The organism is Achromobacter pulmonis (assembly GCF_021733725.1).
Taxonomy (GTDB): domain Bacteria; phylum Pseudomonadota; class Gammaproteobacteria; order Burkholderiales; family Burkholderiaceae_B; genus Achromobacter; species Achromobacter pulmonis.
The window spans coordinates 2,473,363-2,492,712 of the sequence record NZ_JAIFOT010000001.1 but is presented as its reverse complement, the minus strand read 5'-3'; the positions used below and the strand labels follow the sequence as shown (position 1 = coordinate 2,492,712).

The window sequence follows — 19,350 nt, the reverse complement described above, 5'->3', positions numbered from 1 at the left end:
GCCGGCGGCCCGCTCCCGGCGGGCCTCAGTAGCGCGCGTCCTTGGGCTTCTTGCCGTCCGGCCAGTCCTTGTCCTTGGGTGGGAAATCCGGCCGTGGCATATGCGTGAAGTACTCCGCCACGTCGACCGCGTCCTGGTCGGACAACACCTTGCCCTCGCCCCAATTGCCATGGGTGTTCACGCCCATCGGCATGCTGTTGCGGATGAACGCGGCCGCCTTGTAGGTGCGCGCCAGGCCCGCGCCGATATTGAACGACTCGTCGCCCCACAACGGCGGGAACACGATGTTGCCCGCGCGGTCACGCTTGCCCTCGCCGGCCGCGCCATGGCAGGAGGCGCATTGCGCCGCGTACAGGTGCTTGCCGCGCGCCGGATCCGGAACCAGTTTGGTATCGATCGGCCAGGCGTTCTTGATCTGCACCTTGGCGCCGTGCGGCACGTCCTGCGCCAGCCACTTCATGTACGCCAGCATCGCCGCCATTTCGGGCGAATCCTTGTCCAGCGGCTTGCCGTTCATGGAACGCTGGAAACAGCCATTGATGCGGTCCGCCAGTGTGACATCGCGGCCGGCGCGCGGATTGAACTGCGGGAACGAGTTGAACGAATTGATGTAAGGCGCGCCCAACGGCTTCTTGCCCTGCTGCACGTGGCAGCTGCTGCAATTGAGGCTGGCGCCGGTGTTGTGCGGCAGCAGGCGGCGGGTTTCGTTGAGCAGCCGCTGGCCGTAGCGGATCTGCTCGGCGTTGGGCGCGCTGTCGATCAGGGTGTCGGACGGAATGGTGTAGTCGGGTAGCCGCTTGCCATCCTTGTCGAGCACCGCGAAGGTCTGGGTGTCCGCCGGCGCGGGCGTGGCGGCCAGCGCGGCCGTGCCGCCCGCGGCCACCAGCGCCAGCGCGGCGGCAATCTTGTGCAGGTTATTCATGCTTGCCTCCCGACACGATGTTGGGCTTCTTGCCGGCCAGGAAATCGCGGATGTGCGCCACCTCGTCGCTGGCGATCGGCGGCGCCTGGTTGGTCCAGGCCGTGCGGATGAAATTGATGACGTCGGCGATGTCCCGATCGTTCAGGTGGTTGAAGCGCGGCATGGCGAAGGCCATGGTGTCGTGCTCGGTGGCCGGCATGCCGCCGCCCTCCAGGGTGATCTGGATGATGGACTGCGGGTTCTGCGCGAAGACGGCCGAATTGCCGGCCAGCGCCGGGAAGATGCGCGGCATGCCCTGGCCGTCGGCGCGGTGGCAGATGACGCAGTGCTCCATGTAGATCACCGCGCCGCGCGAATCATAGCGGCCGGCCAGCAACGACGCCGTGGTGGTGTCCGCCTTGGCTGGGAACACCGGCGCCTTGCCCGGCGCCGGCGGCAGCTGCTTCAGGTAGGCCGCGATGCTGGCCAGGTCGTCATCGGTGAAATAGCGCGTGCTGTGCTCGACCACGTCGGCCATGGCGCCGAACACCGCCACCCTGTCGGTGCGGCCGGTCTTGAGAAACAGGGCGATGTCGTCCGCGCGCCAGGAGGCCAGGCCGCGGGCTTCGCCGCGCAGGCTCTTGGCGCGCCAGCCGTCGATCACCGCGCCCGAGAGGAAGGCATCGCCGTCGGCCAGGGACAGCGCCTTTTCCTGGTAGGCCAGGCCGCGCGGCGTATGGCAGGCGCCGCAATGGCCCGGGCCCTCCACCAGGTAGGCGCCGCGCGTCACTTTCTCGTCCGCGCCAACCGGCGCGGCGAAGTCGCGCTTGCCGGCGAACAGCAACTGCCACCAGGCCATGGGCCAGCGCATGTTCAACGGCCAGGGAATGGTGGAATCGGCGCTGGGCTTGTCGACCGGCTCGACCTGCGACATGAAATAGGCGTAGAGCGCCTGGATGTCGGCGTCGGGCATGATGGCGTACGACGGATAGGGCATGGCGGGATAAAGCGCCGCGCCGTCCTTGCGGATGCCGTACTGCACCGCGTTCTTGAAATCGGCGTAGCTGTATGCGCCGATGCCGGCGGCCTTGTCGGGCGTGATGTTTGAAGAATAGAGGGTACCCACCGGCGTCTGCATTGCCAGGCCGCCCGAGAAAGACTTGTCGCCCGGCGCGGTGTGACAGGCGACACAGTCGGCGGTGCGCGCGATGTAGGCGCCGGCCTCGGCCAGCCTTCGATCCTGCGTATCGACGACGACCGTGCTGTCCGTCTTGCGGATGGCGGTCAACAGATGGGCGCCGCCGATACCGCCGCCCAGTCCCGCCAGCGCCAGCAGCGCCACCGCCTTGATCCCGAAATGCTTCATTCAACCCTCCGTTGCCGCCGGCCAGCGCGCACGTCGGGGGTTCGTACTGCGTGGTCCAGCTTATGGAGGCAGCTTACGCCTTTCAGTAATAAGCATATGACCAAGAGGCATGAGTGCGCCCACGTTGTTTGACGTGGCGCAAACCGGTCCGATTCCTCAGACTAGTTAACAGGGAAGCCATTGTGCGGAAGCGGGATCCATCCGGTCCGGCGCACCGCGATGCGCTGCCGGACCGGCGCCTACGCAGGCCCTCAGGCCGGAATCGTCAGGCCCTTGATCACGGCCGGACGCGCCACGAAGGCTTCCAGCACGCGGGCGACATTCTTGAACTGCGGGAACTCGACCAGATCACCGGCGCCGTAGAAACCGACAAGGTTGCGCACCCACGGCAGGATGGCGATATCGGCAATGGTGTATTGCTCGCCCATGACCCAGTCACGCCCTTCCAGGCGCTTGTCCAGCACGCCCAGCAGGCGCTTGGATTCGGCCACGTAGCGGTCGCGCGGACGCTTGTCCTCGTAGTCCTTGCCAGCGAATTTATGGAAAAAGCCCAGTTGGCCGAACATCGGGCCGATGCCGCCCATCTGGAACATCACCCATTGCAGCGTCTCGAAACGGCTGGCGGTATCGGCGGGGATGAGCTGGCCGGTCTTGCTGGCCAGGTAGACCAGGATGGCGCCGGACTCGAACAGTGCCAGCGGCTTGCCGTCAGGACCATTGGGATCGAGGATCGCGGGGATCTTGTTGTTCGGGCTGAGCGACAGGAATTCCGGCGAAAACTGGTCCTGCGAATCGAAACTGACGCGGTGCGGTTCATAGGGCAGGCCCAGCTCTTCCAACAGGATCGACACCTTGACGCCATTGGGCGTGGGCAGCGAATACAGTTGGATGCGGTCGGGATGGCGGGCAGGCCATTTCCGGGTGATGGCGAACGAGTCTAGGGAGGACATGCGGGAGGACTCCTGGAGATCCGGGTGGCGATGAGGGGCCGCGCTCGCGGCGGCTGCCGGCCGGCGGCGCGTCGGGCAAATGTAGCGCAAATCACCCGCCTGCAAGCGTCATGCGGCCGCCGTTCAGCGCGCCGTGCCGCCATCCGCCCAGACCGTCTGGATCGGGCCATAGCCGATGGCGCAGTGGCTGGACGACACGCGCGTGCTGTACCAGACCGTGCGGGAGCTGGATCGCAGGTTGCGCGGCTAGCGCCGCGATCCGGCCGTCCGCCGCAGGAGGCCGCGTACGGCCGCGGCGGCCAACGCCAGCGGCAGCGCGATATCCCACTGGCCCAGGAACAGCTCGACCGTCGCCTCCCAGGGCGCCCAGGTGTTGCCGAACAGCCGCGGGTCCGGCGGCCCGAGATAGATGGCAAGCAACGCCGCCACGGCGAAGCGCACGGCGCGCCCCGGCGACGAAAGCGTGGCGCGCGACAACCGCTCCGCCAGCGCCAGGGCCGCCGTCGCAACCAGCCCGGCGAATATCGCATCCAGGAAGAAATCGGCGCGCTCGTACATATAGGGCGCCTGGGGAATTTCCAGCCCATAGCTGCCCGTGCGCAGCTTGGCGGTGAGACAGGCGCCGAACAACGACGCCGTGGCGAAGAGCAACAGGAAATCGCACAGGCGCGACAGCAATCTGGACATGGGAAAAACCGGTAAACGGCGGGCAGCCCGCAGCATGCCACAAAGCCGCCCCGCGTCGCCCGCGCACGCGGCCACTGGGCGACATTACCCGGCGTGCGCCTCCCAAGCCGCACAAACCACGCCCCCCGCGCCGGGCGTAAACTGGCAACAGCACCATACGCTGCATGTGGCCGCCGAGGGGCGGCCACCGGAGATGACCATGCATGCCACCCCCATACGCGCATTTGCCTTGTTGGCCGCCCTGCTGATCCTGGGCGGCTGTTCCTCGCTGGGCCCAGGCGGCCCGCCCCATCCGGGCGCCGTCAACCCGTACAGCAGCGGCGGTTTCCACGATGCCGGTCCGAACTATCCGGACACCGGTCCCTGACCGCCTCCGGGCAGCATGAACCGTCGGCCACGGTCCGGCAGCCGGCCCAGGCCAGGCTGCCCGGCTACTTGTGCTTGGCCCCGCCCTGGCGCGCCTTGAAGCGCGGATTGGATTTGCAGATCACGTAGATGCGCCCGCGGCGCTTGACCACCTGGCAGTCGCGATGGCGAGTCTTGGCGTCTTTGAGCGAGGAAAGGACTTTCATGCGGAAGGCTCCGGCAAGGGGGTGGAACGGGTCTGGCCGCCCATCGCAGGCGGCAGCCAGACCGTAAATGATATGTAATAACATTACTATTGTCACGCCGGGATTACCAACGCCGCTTGCAGCGCTCTCGGACCAAGGGTAAATTGTTGACAATCGAACGCCGAACGGCGTCCAAAACCGGGTTTTCGCCTGGAAAAACATCCGATTGTTGACACCATGAGCAAAGTGCTGACCCTTCCCGGCGCCCTGCCCGACGACAGCGAGACCCTGGCGGAACAGATTTTCCGCAAGATCCAGGCCGCCATCGTCAAGGGCGAGATCGCCCCCGGCAGCAAAATCTCCGAACCGGAACTGGCGCGCGAGCATGGCGTCAGCCGCGGCCCGCTGCGCGAGGCGCTGCACCGCCTGGAAGGCCAGCGGCTGCTGGTGCGGGTACCGCATGCCGGCGCCCGGGTGGTATCGCTCAGTCCGCAGGAACTGGCCGAACTCTACGAAATCCGCGAATCGCTCGAAGGCATGGCCTGTCGCCTGGCGGCCGAGCGCATGGCGCCGGCCGAGGTCGAGCAGGTGCGCCAGGTGCTGCACGCCCACGAAAAGGACGAGGCCTTCCAGGCCGGCATCGGCTACTACCAGCAGGAGGGCGACTACGACTTCCACTACCGTATCGTCAAAGGCAGCGGCAACCAGATGCTGTTCCGCATGCTGTGCGACGAACTCTATCAACTGGCGCGGATGTACCGTATCCAGTACTCGACCACCCCCAACCGCCCGCGGCAGTCGTATGCCGAGCACCACCGCATTCTCGACGCCATCGCCGACCGCGATGGCGAGTTGGCTGAACTCCTGATGCGCCGCCACATCCGCGCATCCCGTCTCAACATTGAAAAACAGATCGCTCAGGGCAACCTGAAGCGCACCGAGGCATGAACAAATCCTATCGCAAGCCCCTGCAAGGCACCCGCCTGGACTATTTCGATGCGCGCGCCGCCGTGGACGCCATCGCCCCCGGCGCCTACGACCGCCTGCCCTACACCTCGCGCGTGCATGCGGAGAACCTGGTGCGCCGCTGCGATCCGGCGCTGCTGACGGATGCGCTCAAACAGCTGATCGAACGCCGCCGCGACCTGGACTTTCCGTGGTATCCGGCGCGCGTGGTCTGTCATGACATCCTCGGCCAGACCGCGCTGGTCGACCTGGCCGGCCTGCGCGACGCCATCGCCGACAAGGGCGGCGACCCCGCCAAGGTCAACCCGGTGGTGCCGGTGCAGTTGATCGTCGACCACTCGCTGGCCGTGGAATACGGCGGCAACGACCCCGACGCCTTCGCCAAGAACCGCGCGGTGGAAGACCGCCGCAACGAAGACCGCTTCCACTTCATCGACTGGACCAAGCAGGCCTTCCGCAACATCGAAGTGGTGCCCCCGGGCAACGGCATCATGCACCAGATCAACCTGGAACGCATGTCGCCGGTGATCTACACGCAGGACGGCGTGGCCTTCCCCGACACGCTGGTCGGCACCGACAGCCACACCCCGCACGTCGACGCGCTGGGCGTGATCGCCATCGGCGTGGGCGGCCTGGAAGCCGAAAACGTGATGCTGGGCCGCGCCTCGTGGATGCGCCTGCCCGACATCATCGGCGTCGAACTGACCGGTCGCGCCGGCCCCGGCATCACCGCCACCGACGTGGTGCTGACGCTGACCGAATTCCTGCGCAAGGAAAAAGTGGTCGGCGCCTACCTGGAATTCCACGGCGAAGGCGCCGCCAGCCTGACGCTGGGCGACCGCGCCACCATCTCGAACATGGCGCCCGAGTACGGCGCCACCGCCGCGATGTTCGCCATCGACCAGCAGACCATCGACTACCTGCGCCTGACCGGCCGCGAGGACGAGCAGATCGCCCTGGTGGAAACCTACGCCAAGACCGCCGGCCTGTGGGCCGACAGCATGAAGACCGCCGAATACGAGCGCGTGCTGCGCTTTGACCTGTCGACCGTGGTGCGCACCCTGGCCGGCCCGTCCAACCCGCACCGCCGCCTGCCGGTGGCCGACCTGGCCGAGCGCGGCATCGCCGGTACGGTCGAGAACCAGCCGGGCCAGATGCCCGACGGCGCCGTCATCATCGCGGCCATCACCAGCTGCACCAACACCAGCAACCCGCGCAACGTCATCGCCGCCGGCCTGCTGGCGCGCAACGCCAACCGCGCCGGCCTGACGCGCAAGCCGTGGGTCAAGAGCTCGCTGGCGCCCGGTTCCAAGGCCGTGGCCCTGTACCTGGACGAAGCCGGCCTGACCGAAGACCTGGAAAAGCTCGGCTTCGGCGTGGTGGCGTTTGCCTGTACCACCTGCAACGGCATGTCCGGCGCGCTCGATCCGAAGATCCAGCAGGAAATCATCGACCGCGACCTGTACGCCACCGCGGTGCTGTCCGGCAACCGCAACTTCGACGGCCGCATCCACCCCTACGCCAAGCAGGCCTTCCTGGCCTCGCCGCCGTTGGTGGTGGCCTACGCCATCGCCGGCACCATCCGCTTCGACATCGAACGCGACGTGCTCGGCACGGACGCCAACGGCCGCGAGATCCGCCTCAAGGACATCTGGCCCAGCGACGAAGAGATCGACGCCATGGTCAAGGCCGCCGTCAAGCCGGAGCAGTTCCGCAAGGTCTACGCGCCCATGTTCGGCCTGCGCAATGAGCGCGATGCCGCCGTCGATCCGCTGTACGCCTGGCGCCCGCAAAGCACCTACATCCGCCGCCCGCCCTACTGGGAAGGCGCGCTGGCCGGCGAACGCACCCTGCGCGGCATGCGCCCCCTGGCCGTCCTGGGCGACAACATCACCACCGACCACCTGTCGCCGTCCAACGCCATCCTGATGGACAGCGCCGCCGGCGAATACCTGCACAAGATGGGCCTGCCGGAAGAGGACTTCAACTCCTACGCCACCCACCGCGGCGACCACCTGACCGCGCAGCGCGCCACCTTCGCCAATCCGAAGCTGTTCAACGAGATGGTCAGGAACGCCGACGGCACGGTCAAGCAGGGCTCGCTGGCCCGCGTCGAACCCGAAGGCCAGGAAATGCGCATGTGGGAAGCCATCGAGACCTACATGAACCGCAAGCAGCCGCTCATCATCGTGGCCGGCGCCGACTACGGCCAGGGCTCGTCGCGCGACTGGGCCGCCAAGGGCGTGCGCCTGGCCGGGGTCGAGGCCATCGCCGCCGAAGGTTTCGAACGCATCCACCGCACCAACCTGATCGGCATGGGCGTGCTGCCGCTGGAATTCAAGCCGGGCGTGAACCGCAAGACGCTGGCGCTGGACGGCACCGAGACCTACGACGTGACGGGCGAGCGCAAGCCGCGCGCCGACCTGACGCTGGTGATCCACCGCCGCAACGGCGAAACGCTGGAAGTGCCGATGACCTGCCGCCTGGACACTGCGGAAGAAGTGTCGATCTACGAGGCCGGCGGCGTGCTGCAACGCTTCGCGCAGGACTTCCTGGAAGCCGAATCGGCCGCCGGCGCGGCCAAGCAGGCCGGCTGACGCACCTTCGCATGGCGGGCGCCAAGGCGCCCGCCTTCCCCACCCAAGACATCAGGACTGCCCCCCATGGCCCATGCCCCCCAGATCAAGATTCCCGCCACGTACATGCGCGGCGGCACCAGCAAAGGCGTGTTCTTCAAGCTCGACGACCTGCCCGAATCCGCCCGCGTGCCCGGCCCGGCGCGCGATGCGCTGCTGCTGCGCGTCATCGGCAGCCCCGACCCCTACGGCAAACAGATCGACGGCATGGGCGCGGCCACCTCCAGCACCAGCAAGACCGTCATCATCGGCAAGAGCAGCCGGCCGGAACACGACGTCGACTACCTGTTCGGCCAGGTCTCGATCGACCAGGCCTTCGTTGACTGGAGCGGCAACTGCGGCAACCTGTCGGCCGCCGTCGGCCCCTTCGCCATCACCAATGGCCTGGTCGATCCGGCCCGCGTGCCGCACGACGGCATCGCCGTGGTGCGCATCTGGCAGGCCAACATCCAGAAGACGATCATCGCCCACGTGCCCATCACCGACGGCGCGGTGCAGGAGACCGGCGACTTCGAACTGGACGGCGTGACCTTCCCAGCCGCCGAACTGCAACTGGAATTCATGAACCCGGCCGAAGAAGGCGACGGCGGCTCGATGTTCCCCACCGGCAACCTGGTGGACGACCTGGAAGTGCCCGGCGTGGGCACCTTCAAGGCCACCATGATCAACTCCGGCATTCCCACCATCTTCCTGGACGCCGAAGCCCTGGGCTACTCCGGCACCGAGCTGCAGGACGACATCAACAGCGATGCCGCCGCGCTGGCGCGCTTCGAGACCATCCGCGCCCACGGCGCCCTGCGCATGGGCCTGATCAAGACCCTGGAGGAAGCGGCCGCGCGCCAGCACACGCCCAAGGTGGCGTTCGTGGCCCGCCCCAAGGCCTACACGGCCTCCAGCGGCAAGCCGATCGGCGCCGGCGACATCGACGTGCTGGTGCGCGCCCTGTCCATGGGCAAGCTGCACCACGCCATGATGGGCACCGCCTCGGTCGCCATCGCCACTGCCGCCGCCGTGCCGGGCACGCTGGTCAACCTGGCCGCAGGCGGCGGACAGCGCGACCAGGTCAACTTCGGCCATCCCTCGGGCACGCTGCGCGTCGGCGCCCAGGCCCAGCTGATCGACGGCGAATGGACCGTCACCAAGGCCATCATGAGCCGCAGCGCGCGCGTGCTGATGGAAGGCCGGGTGCACGTGCCGCAGTCCGGCTTCTGAGGCGCGGGCCGGCGCACGCCGGCCGCGCCTTACTGGCGCTTGTCTTCCGGCGCGCTGGCCGCCAGGGCGTCGAAATCCTTATCCAGCCTGGCCAGCGAGTCGGCGATGTGCGCGCGGCGTGCCTTGATCCACTTGTCCTGCGCGGCCAGTTGCGCGCGCGCCTCATTGATCATGCGCTCCATTTCCGCCGGCTGCGGACCGCCGATGGTGGCGCGGTTCTTGACGATAGCCACCGGGTCCAGCGTCGAACGGAACTCGGCCTCGCTCATCGGCAGTTCGTTCGGATACTTGGAGCCCTTCATCGCCTCGGCGTAGATGCGCCGTGCCTGGTCGTAGGGGAAGTCCAGCGGCTTGATGTTGTTGGCCTTGGCGTAACTCACCACCTCCGAGGCGAAGTGATGGCCGTCGCGGAACGGCAGCTTGTACTTGCGCATCAGCACGTCGGCCAGTTCCTGCGAGGCGGTCCAGTCGCTGTTCAGTTCCTCCAGCGCGCGCTCGGGGCTGATCACCAGGGCCTTGAGCACGCGGTCCCAGCGCTTGAGCGCGGAAATGCCGGCATCGACCATCGCCGAGTTCTGCTTGACGTCCTTCGGATCGCTCATGCCCGGGGTGATGTTGTGCGTCTGGATCACCGGCCCCATGGCCAGCGTCACCGCGGTCGAGGCGTCGCTACGCGTGCCGTTGAGCAGGCCCGGGTTGCGTTTTTGCGGCATGGCGCTGGACACATAGGTGTTGCCGCCGCCCTCTTCCAGCAGGATCCAGGGCCGCGGCTGCGCGTACTGCGTCATCACGTCTTCGACGAAGTTGCCGGTGCGCAGCGCGATGCTGGTGACGATCGACGCCACTTCCACCGGCTGATCCATCGACGAGATCTGCGAGGCGTCATAGGCATTGTCGACCAGCGCGGTAAAGCCCAGGTACTGCGCCATGCGCTTGCGGTCCAGCGGCCAACTGGTGCCATTGAGCACCGTGGTGCCCATGGGCGAGCGGTCGATGCGCGCGTAGGCCTCGCGGATGCGCTGGGCATCGCGCGCCATTCCGGCGGCCTGCCCCAGCAGATAGTGGCCATAACTGTTGGGCTGCGCCGCCACGCCATTGGTGTAGTTCGGCACGATGGTGGCGCGGTGCCTGGCGGCCAGTTCCACCAGCGTGGTCGAGGTGGCATTGAGCTGATCGGCCAGCTCCAGCAGCTTGTCGCGCAGGATGGCGCTGCGGTAGGTGGCGTGCATGTCCTGGCTGGAACGGCCGGCGTGCAGCAGCGTGACATCCTCCCCCGCCGCCTTGATCAGCAGCGGCTCGAAGGTGATGACCGTGGCCGGCCGCTTGGCGCCCGGCTGGTTGCCGTCATGGATCACCTTGGCCACGCCCGCCGCCAGGCGCGGCGCCATGGACTTGTCGAGCAGTCCCTGGTCGGTATTGATCACGGCCGTGGCCTTGTTGATCTCGCCCAGCCAGAAAAAAGGATCGTGCGGCGGCTTGGCGGCGGCGGGCGCCTGCTGGGCCGAGGCGGCGTGGGTGCCGAGGGACAAAACAAGGGCAGCGCCCAGGGCGGGCAGGAAATGTCTCATGGTGTTCTCGTTATGAGGGGAAAATCACTAAGGCAACCCCCTGTATCAGACACCATTTTTGCCCGTTTCGCGTCCCGAAATGCAAGCCGGCGGCTCAGGGATGACCCGGATATCCCGCCCCCTTGAGCTCGGCGCGCCCGCGCGCGCCACGGCGCAGCCGCGTCACCCCAGGTATTCGACGTTGCCGCAAACCGAAATGCTCTGGCCGCTGATCATCGCCCCCTCGTCCGAACACAGGAACGCCACCTGATTGGCGATGTCCTCGGGTTGGGTCATCTTGCGCAGCGATACCTTTTCCACCAGTTGCGCGCGCATGGCGTCGTTGCTGACGCCTGCCGCCGCCGCGCGCGCGGCGATGATGCGTTCGACCCGCTCGCCCGCCACCACGCCCGGCAGCACCGAATTGACGCGGATGTTCGACGGCCCAAGCTCCATCGCCCAGGTCTGCGTCAACCCGGCCAACCCGAACTTGCTGGCGCTGTAGGGGCTGCGCAGCGAAAAGCCCAGCCGGCCCGCGACCGACGAGATGTTGATGATCGCCCCGCCCCCCGCCTCGCGCAGCAGCGGCACCGCGCTGCGCGCGCACAGGAAGGTCCCCGTCAGGTTGACGTCCAGCGTGGCCTGCCAGGCCGCCAGATCCGTGTCTTCGAGCCGGCTGGTGGGGCCCGAGACGCCGGCGTTGTTCACCAGCGCGTCCAGCTTGCCCCAGCGCCCCGCCAGGTCCCCGAACATGGCCAGCACCTGGGCTTCATCGGCCACGTCCGTGACGCTGCCGCTCAAGCCGGAATGCGCCCGCACCGCTGCCTGCACCGCTTCCGCGGCCACATCGCAGATATGCACCTGCGCGCCCGAGGCCAGGAACTTGCGCGCGATGGCCAGGCCGATGCCCCCCGCGCCCGCGGTGATCAGGACCCGCTTGCCCTTCAACGATTCGATCATCAGGCTACCCTCCTAGAGACACCCCGCATCATGGCCTACAGCGCGAATTCCGGCCGCACGCCGCTGCGCAGCGGCAAGCCCATGATCTCGCGCGCCTCGGCGGGCGTCGCGGGTTCCATGTCCAGTTCGCGGATGATGCGCACGATGCGCTCGGTCAGCTGCACGTTGGTCGCCAGTTCGCCATGGCGGTAATACAGGTTGTCCTCCAGCCCCACCCGCGCATGCCCGCCCAGCAGCAGTGCGCTGATGTTGGCTTCCAGCTGCGACGGCCCGATGCCGCTGACGCAAAAGATGCTGTTCTTGGGCAGCAGGTCCACCATCATCTGCAAGTGGCGCGGCGAGAACGGCATCGCGTTCTGGAAGTTGCGGTGCACGTTCATCACCAGGTTGATGAAATGCGGCGCCTCGTCCAGCCCCTCGTTGATCAGCGTGGTCGCGTCCTGCAGGATGTGCGTCGGGCTGAACACCTCCCACTCGGGCTTGATGCCGCGCGCCTTCATGCCGGCCGCCAGCTCGCGCGCGCGGGTCAAGGGCGTGTTCATCAGATATTCGCGGTCGCCGAAAGCCAGGTTCAGCGTGGTGGCGTCCAGCGTGCACATCTCGGCGCCGGCGTCCATGCCCTTGAGCCGCTCTTCCCACAGGATCTCCCAGGTGCCCGGCGTGGTCTCCTTGACCATGTCGCCATGCACGCCGCCGCCAGTGGAGTTGTTCAGCACGATGTCGCAGCGCTCGCGGATGCGTTGGTTCATGTCGCGATAGATCGCCGCATCGCAGGTGGCCTGGTCGTCGGGACGGCGCGCATGCAACGCCACCACACTGGCCCCGGCGTTGTAGCAGCGGTAGACGTCCTCGGCGATCTCGGCCGGCTGGGTCGGCAGGTGCGGATTCTGGCTCTTGAACGCCATGCCCCCGGTGGGGGCAATGGTGACGATCACTTTGCGTTTTGCCATGACGGTTCTCTTATTTCCAAAGGGCGCAGCGGGTTTCGGCCTTGGTGGTGAAGGCCTCGTTGCCGTCGATGGTCTGCACCACCTTGAAGTAGTCCCAGGGCGCCTTCGATTCCTCGGGCGTCTTGACCTGCAACAGGTACATGTCATGCACCACGCGGCCGTCAGGGCGCACCACGCCGTTCTTGATGTACACGTCGTTGAGCTTGTTCCCGCGCAGGTAGGCCAGCACCTTGTCGGCGTCGTCCGTGCCAGTGGCCTTGACCGCGCGCAGGTATTGGATGGCCGCCGAATAGTCGGCCGCCTGCAGCGAGGACGGCATGGCGTTGCGGCGCTCGTAGAACTTCTGCGCCCAGGCCCGCGTCTCGTCCGACGCATTCCAGTACCAGCTGTCGGTCAGGTACATGCCCTGCGCCGTTTGCAGGCCCATGGCATGGATGTCATTGATGAACATGATCATGCCGGCCAGCCGCATCGTCTTGGTCAGGCCGAATTCATTGGCCGCCTTGATCGCATTGGTGGCGTCGGCGCCGGCATTGGCCAGCGCCAGGATTTCGGCCTTGCTGGCCTGCGCCTGCAACAGGAACGATGAGAAATCGCTGGTCGACAGCGGATGCTTGACCGACCCGATCACCTTGCCGCCGCCGGCCTCGACCACCTTGGTGGTATCGGCCTGCAGCGCATGGCCGAAGGCGTAGTCGGCCGTCAGGATGTACCAGCTCTTGCCGCCCGCCTTCACCACCGCGCCCCCGGTGCCGCGCGCCTGCGCCACGGTGTCGTAGGCATAGTTCAGCGTGTACGGCGTGCACTGTTCGTTGGTCAGGGCCGGCGCGCCCGCCCCCACCACGATGATGGGCTTCTTCTTGTCGGCCGCCACCTTGGACATGGCCAGCGCGGTGCTCGAATTGGTGCCGCCGATCAGCAGGTCCAGGCCGCGCTGATCGAACCACTCGCGCGCCTTGGCCGAGGCGATGTCCGCCTTGTTCTGGTGGTCGGCCGTCAACAGCTCGATCTTCTTGCCGTTGACCTCGCCGCCCATCTCCTCGATCGCCATCTTGATGGCTTCCGCGCCGCCAGGGCCATCGGGGCCGGAATACACGCCCGACATGTCGGTAATGAAGCCGATCCGGATCACATCGTCGGAAATCTGCGCCTGGGCCGCGCCCGCTTGCAATAGCGCGCCTGCGATGGCGCCGGCCAGGACAGCGCGTGAAAACCTGCGTGGCATTGACAACATACCTGTCTCCTCTTATGGTTTTTTGGCTCTGGGGCCCCGAATATTCTCGGACTGGCCCCAAATGCGAACAGTCATCATGTTGACAAAGCGCCCTAGGGTTTACCTGGGCGCTCTCACCACGGCGGAACGGGGACAACCATGCGCGCACCGGCAGCCGGAACCGGCCATGAACCTGCCAGCCCGAAGCGGCGGGCCAAGCCAGACCCGGTGGACCGGATGCTGGCCGTCGTGCCCTGGTACAACGGCCTGCCGCGCCTGGAGCGCGACATGGTGCGGGCCGAACTGCGGGTGGTGTCGTTGCGGGCGGGCGAACGCCTGTTCCGCGAGGGGTCCAAGTCGCTGGGCTGGTACGGCGTGGTGGACGGCCTGGTGAAATGGTCGTCGCGCGGCTCGGACGGCCGATCGCTGTCGCTGGCCGGCTTCAGCACCGGCAGCTGGTTCGGCGAGGCCACCATGATCCGCCGTGAGCCGTTCGAATACGAAGTGGTGGCGCTACGGCCCAGCCAGGTCGTGATCCTGCCGCGCGACACCTGCGAGCGCCTGTGGAACAACAATATCGCGTTCACCAAGGCGCTGATGACCCACCTGGCGCAACGCGTCAACTGGCTGATGGCCAGCTACACCGGCAACGTGCTGCTGGACGTCGACACCACCGTGGCCCGCGCCGTCGCCGCGCAACTGAACGCCGAGCAGCATTCCGATAACAACGGCCGGCTCAAGATATCCCAGGAGGAAATCGCCAGCCTGTGCGGCGTGTCGCGGCAACGCTGTAACGCCGCCCTGACCCGGCTGGCGCGGCTGGGCGTGCTACAGACGCATTATCGGGGGATGACGATCCTGGACCGGGAGGGCCTGTACCGGCACGCGAAGCTGAACCGGGAACCCGCGGACCATCCGGCCGACATGCCGGCATAGCCTGCCGGCCGGGGCGGCCGGCGCCACGCATTTCCGCCGTTCACCCATCCGCGGTATCTTTGCGCCTTCCGCTGCTCCCCCTCCGTCGACCCATGATCCCCGCGCCAACGGCACCGGCCCGTCCCCTGCTCACGCCACGCCTGTCGCTGCGGCCGGCGATTCGCCAGCATGCCCCCGCCTTGCTGGCATACCATCTTGCCAACCGGGCCCACCTGCAGCCTTGGGAACCCGCCCGGTCCGACGCGTTCTACACCGCCTCGTCGACCGAAGAACGGCTTGCCGCGATGGAGATGAACACCGCTGCCGGGCAGGCGGTGCACCTGCTGCTGTTCGACAGGACCGACGACAGTCTGGTCGGCACCTGCAACTTCACCAATATCGTGCGGGGGGTTTTCCAGGCCTGCCATCTCGGCTTCTCACTCGCGCAAGATCGCGAAGGGCACGGACTGATGCGCGAATGCCTCGTCGCCGCGACACATTTCATGTTTACCGAACACGGCCTGCACCGCATCATGGCGAACCACCGGCCCGAGAACGCCCGCAGCGCCCGTCTGCTGAAGGGCCTGGGGTTCGAGCGCGAAGGCATGGCGCGCGCCTATCTGAAGATCAACGGCGCCTGGACGGACCACGTGCTGACTTCGCTGATCAATCCCGCGCACGCGTGATCGGCCGCGACGACGCGCCACCGCGTTGCAGGCAAGGCCGGTCTACGCGGCTTCCCGCCTGGCCGCGCGGTTGCGGCGCAGTTCGACCACCTGCTCCGCTCCCACGGCGCGGGCGCGCAACTGGCCGCAGCCGCCATCCACGTCCTGCCCGGCGCTGTTCCGGATCTTGGTCAGCACGCCACGGCGATGCAGCGTGCGCACGATCTCGCGGATGCGTTCGGCTTCGGGTCGCTGGTAGTCGTCGCCTTCCAGGCTGTTGAAGGGAATCACATTGAGCACGCCGAACTTGCCCTTGAGCAGGCGCGGGATCGCATCGAGTTCGTCGTCGCCGTCATTGATGCCCTTGAGCAGCGTCCATTGGTACTGGATCGGGTAGCCGGTATCGCGGGCGTAGCGTTCGCCCAGTTCCACCAGTTCCTGTGGCGCGATCCTCGGCGCGCGCGGCAGCAGGTGCTCGCGCAGCTCGCCCCGGGTCGTATGCAGCGACAGCGCCAGGGCAGGCTTGACCGCTTGCCGCGGCAGCGCCTCGAATACACGGGGGTCCCCCACGGTGGAGAACACCAGGTTCTTGTGGCCGATGTTGCCTTCGGTGCCGAGCAGGTTGATGGCTTCCAGCACGTTTTCCAGATTGTGCGCCGGTTCACCCATGCCCATGAAAACCACTTTCCTGACCGCGCGCAAGCGCCGCGCCAGCACCACCTGCGCCAGGATCTCCATGCTGGCGACCTGGCGGATCAGGCCGCTCTTGCCGGTCATGCAAAACCGGCAGCCGACCGCGCAGCCGACCTGGGTCGACACACACAGCCCATCGCGCGGCAGCAGCACGCTTTCCACCATCTGGCCGTCGGCCAGATCGACCAGCAGGCGCGAACCGTCATTGCCGGCATGCTCGGAACGGACGCGGGCCAGACCGTCCAGGTCCGCCGCCAGGGCGGGCAGCGCCTGGCGCAGCGCCAGCGGCAGATAGTTGTCGAAGCGCCGCCGCCACGCGGCGCTGTCGAACGCCTGCCCGCTCAGCCAGGCGCGCATGACCCGCCCGCGATGAGCTGGCTGGGCGCCTAAGGCGGCGAGGCGTTGGTCGAAATCGGAGTGGCGCATGGGGAGCAGATTTTACCCCGCCCGGCACGGCCGCCGGCCGGGCTCAGTGCCCCGGCATGCCGAGCCGGGCAGGCCCTACCCCGCAATGGCCTGGGCCAGTTTCAGGATGGACAGCGGCGCGCAGCCCTCGGCATCGTTGCTGACCGTCACGTAGGCCGGCTGGCCCGCGCCCGTGATGCCGCGGATCGTGCGCGCCAGCACCGTGCGCGTGGGGATATCCTCGCTGAGCAGGGCATTGAACGGATCATGCTTCTTCTGCGCATCGGCATAGCCATAGGGGCCGAAAACGCGGTTCAGGTTCCAGCGGCAGACCAGCGGCCCCGGCCACAGCGCGCGCAGCATCGGCAGTTGCGCGTCGATCGGCGGCATCTTGCCATGCAGCCCCAGACAGAAAGTGGCCCCATGCGCCTTGAGCGTGTCAACCATCGCCTGGCCCAACAGTTCCGGGTCGCGTACTTCCACCGCGACGATCACGGCCTCATGTGCGGACAATGCCTCCCGCACGGCCGCCAGCATGTGCCCCAGTTTCTCGAACAGCGATGCCGAGCGACTCAGCCAGCCCAGCGGCAGCGGACTCAGCTGGAACACCAGGACCCCGAGCTTGGCCCCCAGGCCTTCCAGCGCCGGGCGCACGAATTCCTGGACCGCTAGCGACGGATCGAGGAAGACCGGGTTGGCCTCGCGCGTCCTGCCTTCTTCGCCACGCACCTGGGCGTCGGTAATGCTGGAGGGGCATTTGACGACGAACCGGAAATCATCGTCGACCTGTCCCGCGTAACCGGCATACTGGCTCGCCGTCAACGGCTGCCAGAAAGTCCGGTCCACGCAAACCGTGCGCAAAAGCGGATGCCGGTGGTAGGCGCCCAGGCCATGCCGGGACAGCGTGCTCGAATCGTATTCGCCGTCCCAGACCAGCCCTTCCCAGCCGGGGTATGACCAGGTGGAGACGCCAAAGCGCAACGGCGCCGGCAACTGGCCCGCGAGCGCGCGCCATTCCTGCCCCGCGGGAGCGGGCAGCACCCTGGCCATGCCGCGAAGGGCGGAAAGATCGGGATTGGCACGAGACTTGGCATGATCCGGCGTGTTGGCCGGCGGCAAGGGTAGCGCATCGCCGAAAAGATCGTCTTGCATACGTGGGGTTCTGGCACGGGGATGGGCTATAGGGTACTTGAATCGCGCCGGCTCAATCGTTCCCCGTCGACACCCACTCGCCTGGCTGCCGTGCCGCCCAAGGCAGGCTGCGCTCCAGCTGGCCGGCCACCCGGAACAGCACATCCTCGCGGCCGGCCGGCGCAACGAACTGCATGCCAATCGGCAGGCCGGTCGCGGCGTCCTGGAACAACGGCACCGACATGGCCGGCAGTCCGGCGGCGTTGAAAACCGGGGTGAACGGCGAACGGCCAAAGACGCGGTCGGTCCATTGGTGGCCGTCCATCGTGTCTGCGCCGACGGCATAGGTCCCCAAGGCCGGAGCCAGGTCGGGCAACGTGGGGGTCAACAGCAGGTCGTAGCGCGAGAAGAACGCCGCCACGCCGCGGGTCACGGCATTGCGCAGATCGAGGGCATGGAGCATCTCGATGGCGCCGATCGAGCGCCCCGTCCGATAGACCGCAAGCGTCTGCGGCTCCAGGGTTGCCAGGTCGGGCTGGCGCCCCGTGGCGCCCGCGATGCCGTCGATCCATGCGGCGATGTTGGCGGACCACAGCACCGAGCTGGCATGCACGAACGCCTCCCAACTGACGCCCAGCGGCGCCTCGGCCTCTTCGACCTCGTGGCCGAGCGAGGCGCACAGCCGCACCGCCTCGGCGAGGCGCTCCAGGATGGGCGCCTGGGTGCGCTGGCCTCCCCAGGCCTGCGGCATGACGCCGATGCGCAGCTTGCCGGGCTCGATGCCGACTTGCGCCAGGTAACGGCCAACCGGCGGCGCAATCGCATACGGCTCGCCATCGGCCGCGCCGTGCACCGCGTCCAGCAGCGCGGCGCTGTCACGGACCGAACGGCTGACGCCGAGCTGCGCCGCCAGGCCGTTGATGGCCTCTTCCAGCCCGGACCCATTGGACACGCGGCCGCGCGTCGGTTTGAGCCCGAACACGCCGCAAGCCGCCGAGGGAATGCGGATCGAGCCGGCCGCGTCGGTGGCATGGGCCAACGGCGCGATGCCGGCGGCAACCGCCGCCGCGGCGCCGCCGCTCGATCCGCCCGCGCCATGGGCCACATTCCAGGGGTTGCGCGTCGGGCCGCACAGCGTGGATGCGGTCGTGCCGCTCCAGGCGAACTCTGGCGTCGCGGTGCGCCCCAGGGTCACCAGCCCGGCCTCGCGAAAGCGCCGCATCAGCAGCGAATCGGCCGCGGCCGTGAAGCCTTGCGCCAGCCTGCTGCCGAACTCGTTTTTCCTGCCGGCCATCGCGACCCCCACATCCTTGATCAGGAAGGGGACGCCCGCCAGAGGCGAATTTCTGTCCCTCGCGGCGTCAACGTCGGCCAGGTCCGGCGACCAGCTTTCGATCACCGCGTTGATGCGCGGATTGATCCGCGCGCACGCGCCAAGCGCCGTGTCGGCAAGCTCCCGGGGACTCACCTCGCCTTGCGCGATGAGGCCGCCAAGCCCGACCGCGTCGTATTGCACGTACTCTGAGAGCTTCATGACTGTTTCCTATCGACCAGGGGTGGCATAGAATCGCCACTGAGTGATACTGATCAGTATCAACGGAA

General features: G+C 67.3%; 18 protein-coding genes. 6 read left to right on the top strand and 12 right to left on the bottom strand.

The genetic code is table 11. The features are described from left to right. Nucleotides 1-25: 25 nt before the first annotated feature. The 4 genes from K2W61_RS11470 to K2W61_RS11455 form a co-directional block, all read right to left on the bottom strand. A complete protein-coding gene (locus tag K2W61_RS11470; RefSeq protein WP_175132916.1) occupies nucleotides 26-922 on the bottom strand; it encodes a c-type cytochrome in 897 nt (298 codons plus the stop codon). Further along, nucleotides 915-2,267: a c-type cytochrome gene (locus K2W61_RS11465; RefSeq protein ID WP_175140350.1), complete on the bottom strand. Its 1,353-nt coding sequence runs from the start codon at nucleotides 2,265-2,267 to the stop codon at nucleotides 915-917. Before K2W61_RS11465 ends, K2W61_RS11470 begins: the two co-directional genes overlap by 8 nt. 251 nt (nucleotides 2,268-2,518) lie before the next feature. Continuing rightward, a complete protein-coding gene (locus K2W61_RS11460; protein WP_236755653.1) occupies nucleotides 2,519-3,217 on the bottom strand; it encodes a glutathione S-transferase N-terminal domain-containing protein in 699 nt (232 codons plus the stop codon). A 246-nt stretch (nucleotides 3,218-3,463) separates the two neighbouring features. Next, nucleotides 3,464-3,904 carry a hypothetical protein gene (locus K2W61_RS11455; RefSeq protein ID WP_236755652.1) on the bottom strand — a complete coding sequence of 147 codons (441 nt, stop codon included), beginning with the start codon at nucleotides 3,902-3,904 and terminating at the stop codon, nucleotides 3,464-3,466. 199 nt (nucleotides 3,905-4,103) lie between these two features. Between K2W61_RS11455 and K2W61_RS11450 the strand changes: the two genes are divergently transcribed. After that, nucleotides 4,104-4,271, top strand: a complete 168-nt coding sequence (locus K2W61_RS11450; protein ID WP_175132919.1) for a hypothetical protein — start codon at nucleotides 4,104-4,106, stop codon at nucleotides 4,269-4,271. A gap of 64 nt (nucleotides 4,272-4,335) precedes the next feature. On the opposite strand, the gene ykgO is transcribed toward K2W61_RS11450, so the two are convergent. After that, nucleotides 4,336-4,476, bottom strand: a complete 141-nt coding sequence (gene ykgO, locus K2W61_RS11445) for a type B 50S ribosomal protein L36 (RefSeq protein WP_006385796.1) — start codon at nucleotides 4,474-4,476, stop codon at nucleotides 4,336-4,338. A 216-nt stretch (nucleotides 4,477-4,692) separates the two neighbouring features. Here ykgO and K2W61_RS11440 point away from each other — a divergent pair, with 216 nt between their 5' ends. The 3 genes from K2W61_RS11440 (at nucleotide 4,693) to prpF (ending at nucleotide 9,269) form a co-directional block, all read left to right on the top strand. Next, nucleotides 4,693-5,403: a GntR family transcriptional regulator gene (locus K2W61_RS11440; protein ID WP_175132920.1), complete on the top strand. Its 711-nt coding sequence runs from the start codon at nucleotides 4,693-4,695 to the stop codon at nucleotides 5,401-5,403. Continuing rightward, on the top strand, nucleotides 5,400-8,018 hold the full coding sequence (acnD, locus tag K2W61_RS11435) for a Fe/S-dependent 2-methylisocitrate dehydratase AcnD (RefSeq protein ID WP_175132921.1): 2,619 nt from the start codon (nucleotides 5,400-5,402) through the stop codon (nucleotides 8,016-8,018). Before K2W61_RS11440 ends, acnD begins: the two co-directional genes overlap by 4 nt. 66 nt (nucleotides 8,019-8,084) lie before the next feature. Further along, entirely contained in the window at nucleotides 8,085-9,269 is a 1,185-nt protein-coding gene (prpF, locus tag K2W61_RS11430; RefSeq protein ID WP_175140347.1) for a 2-methylaconitate cis-trans isomerase PrpF, read from the top strand. A 29-nt stretch (nucleotides 9,270-9,298) separates the two neighbouring features. Here prpF and K2W61_RS11425 read toward each other — a convergent pair whose 3' ends face one another. The 4 genes from K2W61_RS11425 to K2W61_RS11410 all read right to left on the bottom strand — a co-directional run bounded on the left by K2W61_RS11425 (nucleotide 9,299) and on the right by K2W61_RS11410 (nucleotide 13,960). After that, nucleotides 9,299-10,837 (bottom strand): argininosuccinate lyase, encoded by a 1,539-nt coding sequence (locus K2W61_RS11425; RefSeq protein ID WP_236755651.1) that lies wholly within the window; start codon nucleotides 10,835-10,837, stop codon nucleotides 9,299-9,301. 162 nt (nucleotides 10,838-10,999) lie between these two features. Further along, complete coding sequence (locus K2W61_RS11420; RefSeq protein ID WP_175132924.1) at nucleotides 11,000-11,776, bottom strand: SDR family oxidoreductase; 777 nt, start codon at nucleotides 11,774-11,776, stop codon at nucleotides 11,000-11,002. 35 nt (nucleotides 11,777-11,811) lie between these two features. Beyond that, nucleotides 11,812-12,726, bottom strand: coding sequence for a beta-keto acid cleavage family enzyme (locus tag K2W61_RS11415; protein ID WP_175132925.1), 915 nt, complete (start codon nucleotides 12,724-12,726; stop codon nucleotides 11,812-11,814). A 10-nt stretch (nucleotides 12,727-12,736) separates the two neighbouring features. Beyond that, on the bottom strand, nucleotides 12,737-13,960 hold the full coding sequence (locus K2W61_RS11410) for an ABC transporter substrate-binding protein (protein WP_175132926.1): 1,224 nt from the start codon (nucleotides 13,958-13,960) through the stop codon (nucleotides 12,737-12,739). Between the two features lie 138 nt (nucleotides 13,961-14,098). Between K2W61_RS11410 and K2W61_RS11405 the strand changes: the two genes are divergently transcribed. Together K2W61_RS11405 and K2W61_RS11400 are read left to right on the top strand one after the other, a co-directional pair. After that, nucleotides 14,099-14,875 carry a Crp/Fnr family transcriptional regulator gene (locus K2W61_RS11405; protein ID WP_236755649.1) on the top strand — a complete coding sequence of 259 codons (777 nt, stop codon included), beginning with the start codon at nucleotides 14,099-14,101 and terminating at the stop codon, nucleotides 14,873-14,875. Between the two features lie 92 nt (nucleotides 14,876-14,967). After that, nucleotides 14,968-15,540 (top strand): GNAT family N-acetyltransferase, encoded by a 573-nt coding sequence (locus K2W61_RS11400; RefSeq protein ID WP_236755647.1) that lies wholly within the window; start codon nucleotides 14,968-14,970, stop codon nucleotides 15,538-15,540. Nucleotides 15,541-15,582: 42 nt separating this feature from the next. On the opposite strand, the gene K2W61_RS11395 is transcribed toward K2W61_RS11400, so the two are convergent. The 3 genes from K2W61_RS11395 to K2W61_RS11385 form a co-directional block, all read right to left on the bottom strand. Continuing rightward, nucleotides 15,583-16,638, bottom strand: coding sequence for an RNA methyltransferase (locus K2W61_RS11395; protein WP_236755646.1), 1,056 nt, complete (start codon nucleotides 16,636-16,638; stop codon nucleotides 15,583-15,585). 75 nt (nucleotides 16,639-16,713) lie between these two features. Beyond that, nucleotides 16,714-17,769 (bottom strand): DUF72 domain-containing protein, encoded by a 1,056-nt coding sequence (locus K2W61_RS11390; protein ID WP_236755645.1) that lies wholly within the window; start codon nucleotides 17,767-17,769, stop codon nucleotides 16,714-16,716. 52 nt (nucleotides 17,770-17,821) lie between these two features. Then, entirely contained in the window at nucleotides 17,822-19,282 is a 1,461-nt protein-coding gene (locus K2W61_RS11385) for an amidase (RefSeq protein WP_236755644.1), read from the bottom strand. Between the last annotated feature and the right edge of the window lie 68 nt (nucleotides 19,283-19,350).

Coding starts and splice junctions, on each gene's coding strand:
- K2W61_RS11470 (WP_175132916.1), bottom strand. CDS start 922: ATGAATAACCTGCACAAGATTGCCGCCGCGCTGGCGCTGGTGGCCGCG.
- K2W61_RS11465 (WP_175140350.1), bottom strand. CDS start 2,267: ATGAAGCATTTCGGGATCAAGGCGGTGGCGCTGCTGGCGCTGGCGGGA.
- K2W61_RS11460 (WP_236755653.1), bottom strand. CDS start 3,217: ATGTCCTCCCTAGACTCGTTCGCCATCACCCGGAAATGGCCTGCCCGC.
- K2W61_RS11455 (WP_236755652.1), bottom strand. CDS start 3,904: ATGTCCAGATTGCTGTCGCGCCTGTGCGATTTCCTGTTGCTCTTCGCC.
- K2W61_RS11450 (WP_175132919.1), top strand. CDS start 4,104: ATGCATGCCACCCCCATACGCGCATTTGCCTTGTTGGCCGCCCTGCTG.
- ykgO (WP_006385796.1), bottom strand. CDS start 4,476: ATGAAAGTCCTTTCCTCGCTCAAAGACGCCAAGACTCGCCATCGCGAC.
- K2W61_RS11440 (WP_175132920.1), top strand. CDS start 4,693: ATGAGCAAAGTGCTGACCCTTCCCGGCGCCCTGCCCGACGACAGCGAG.
- acnD (WP_175132921.1), top strand. CDS start 5,400: ATGAACAAATCCTATCGCAAGCCCCTGCAAGGCACCCGCCTGGACTAT.
- prpF (WP_175140347.1), top strand. CDS start 8,085: ATGGCCCATGCCCCCCAGATCAAGATTCCCGCCACGTACATGCGCGGC.
- K2W61_RS11425 (WP_236755651.1), bottom strand. CDS start 10,837: ATGAGACATTTCCTGCCCGCCCTGGGCGCTGCCCTTGTTTTGTCCCTC.
- K2W61_RS11420 (WP_175132924.1), bottom strand. CDS start 11,776: ATGATCGAATCGTTGAAGGGCAAGCGGGTCCTGATCACCGCGGGCGCG.
- K2W61_RS11415 (WP_175132925.1), bottom strand. CDS start 12,726: ATGGCAAAACGCAAAGTGATCGTCACCATTGCCCCCACCGGGGGCATG.
- K2W61_RS11410 (WP_175132926.1), bottom strand. CDS start 13,960: ATGTTGTCAATGCCACGCAGGTTTTCACGCGCTGTCCTGGCCGGCGCC.
- K2W61_RS11405 (WP_236755649.1), top strand. CDS start 14,099: ATGCGCGCACCGGCAGCCGGAACCGGCCATGAACCTGCCAGCCCGAAG.
- K2W61_RS11400 (WP_236755647.1), top strand. CDS start 14,968: ATGATCCCCGCGCCAACGGCACCGGCCCGTCCCCTGCTCACGCCACGC.
- K2W61_RS11395 (WP_236755646.1), bottom strand. CDS start 16,638: ATGCGCCACTCCGATTTCGACCAACGCCTCGCCGCCTTAGGCGCCCAG.
- K2W61_RS11390 (WP_236755645.1), bottom strand. CDS start 17,769: ATGCAAGACGATCTTTTCGGCGATGCGCTACCCTTGCCGCCGGCCAAC.
- K2W61_RS11385 (WP_236755644.1), bottom strand. CDS start 19,282: ATGAAGCTCTCAGAGTACGTGCAATACGACGCGGTCGGGCTTGGCGGC.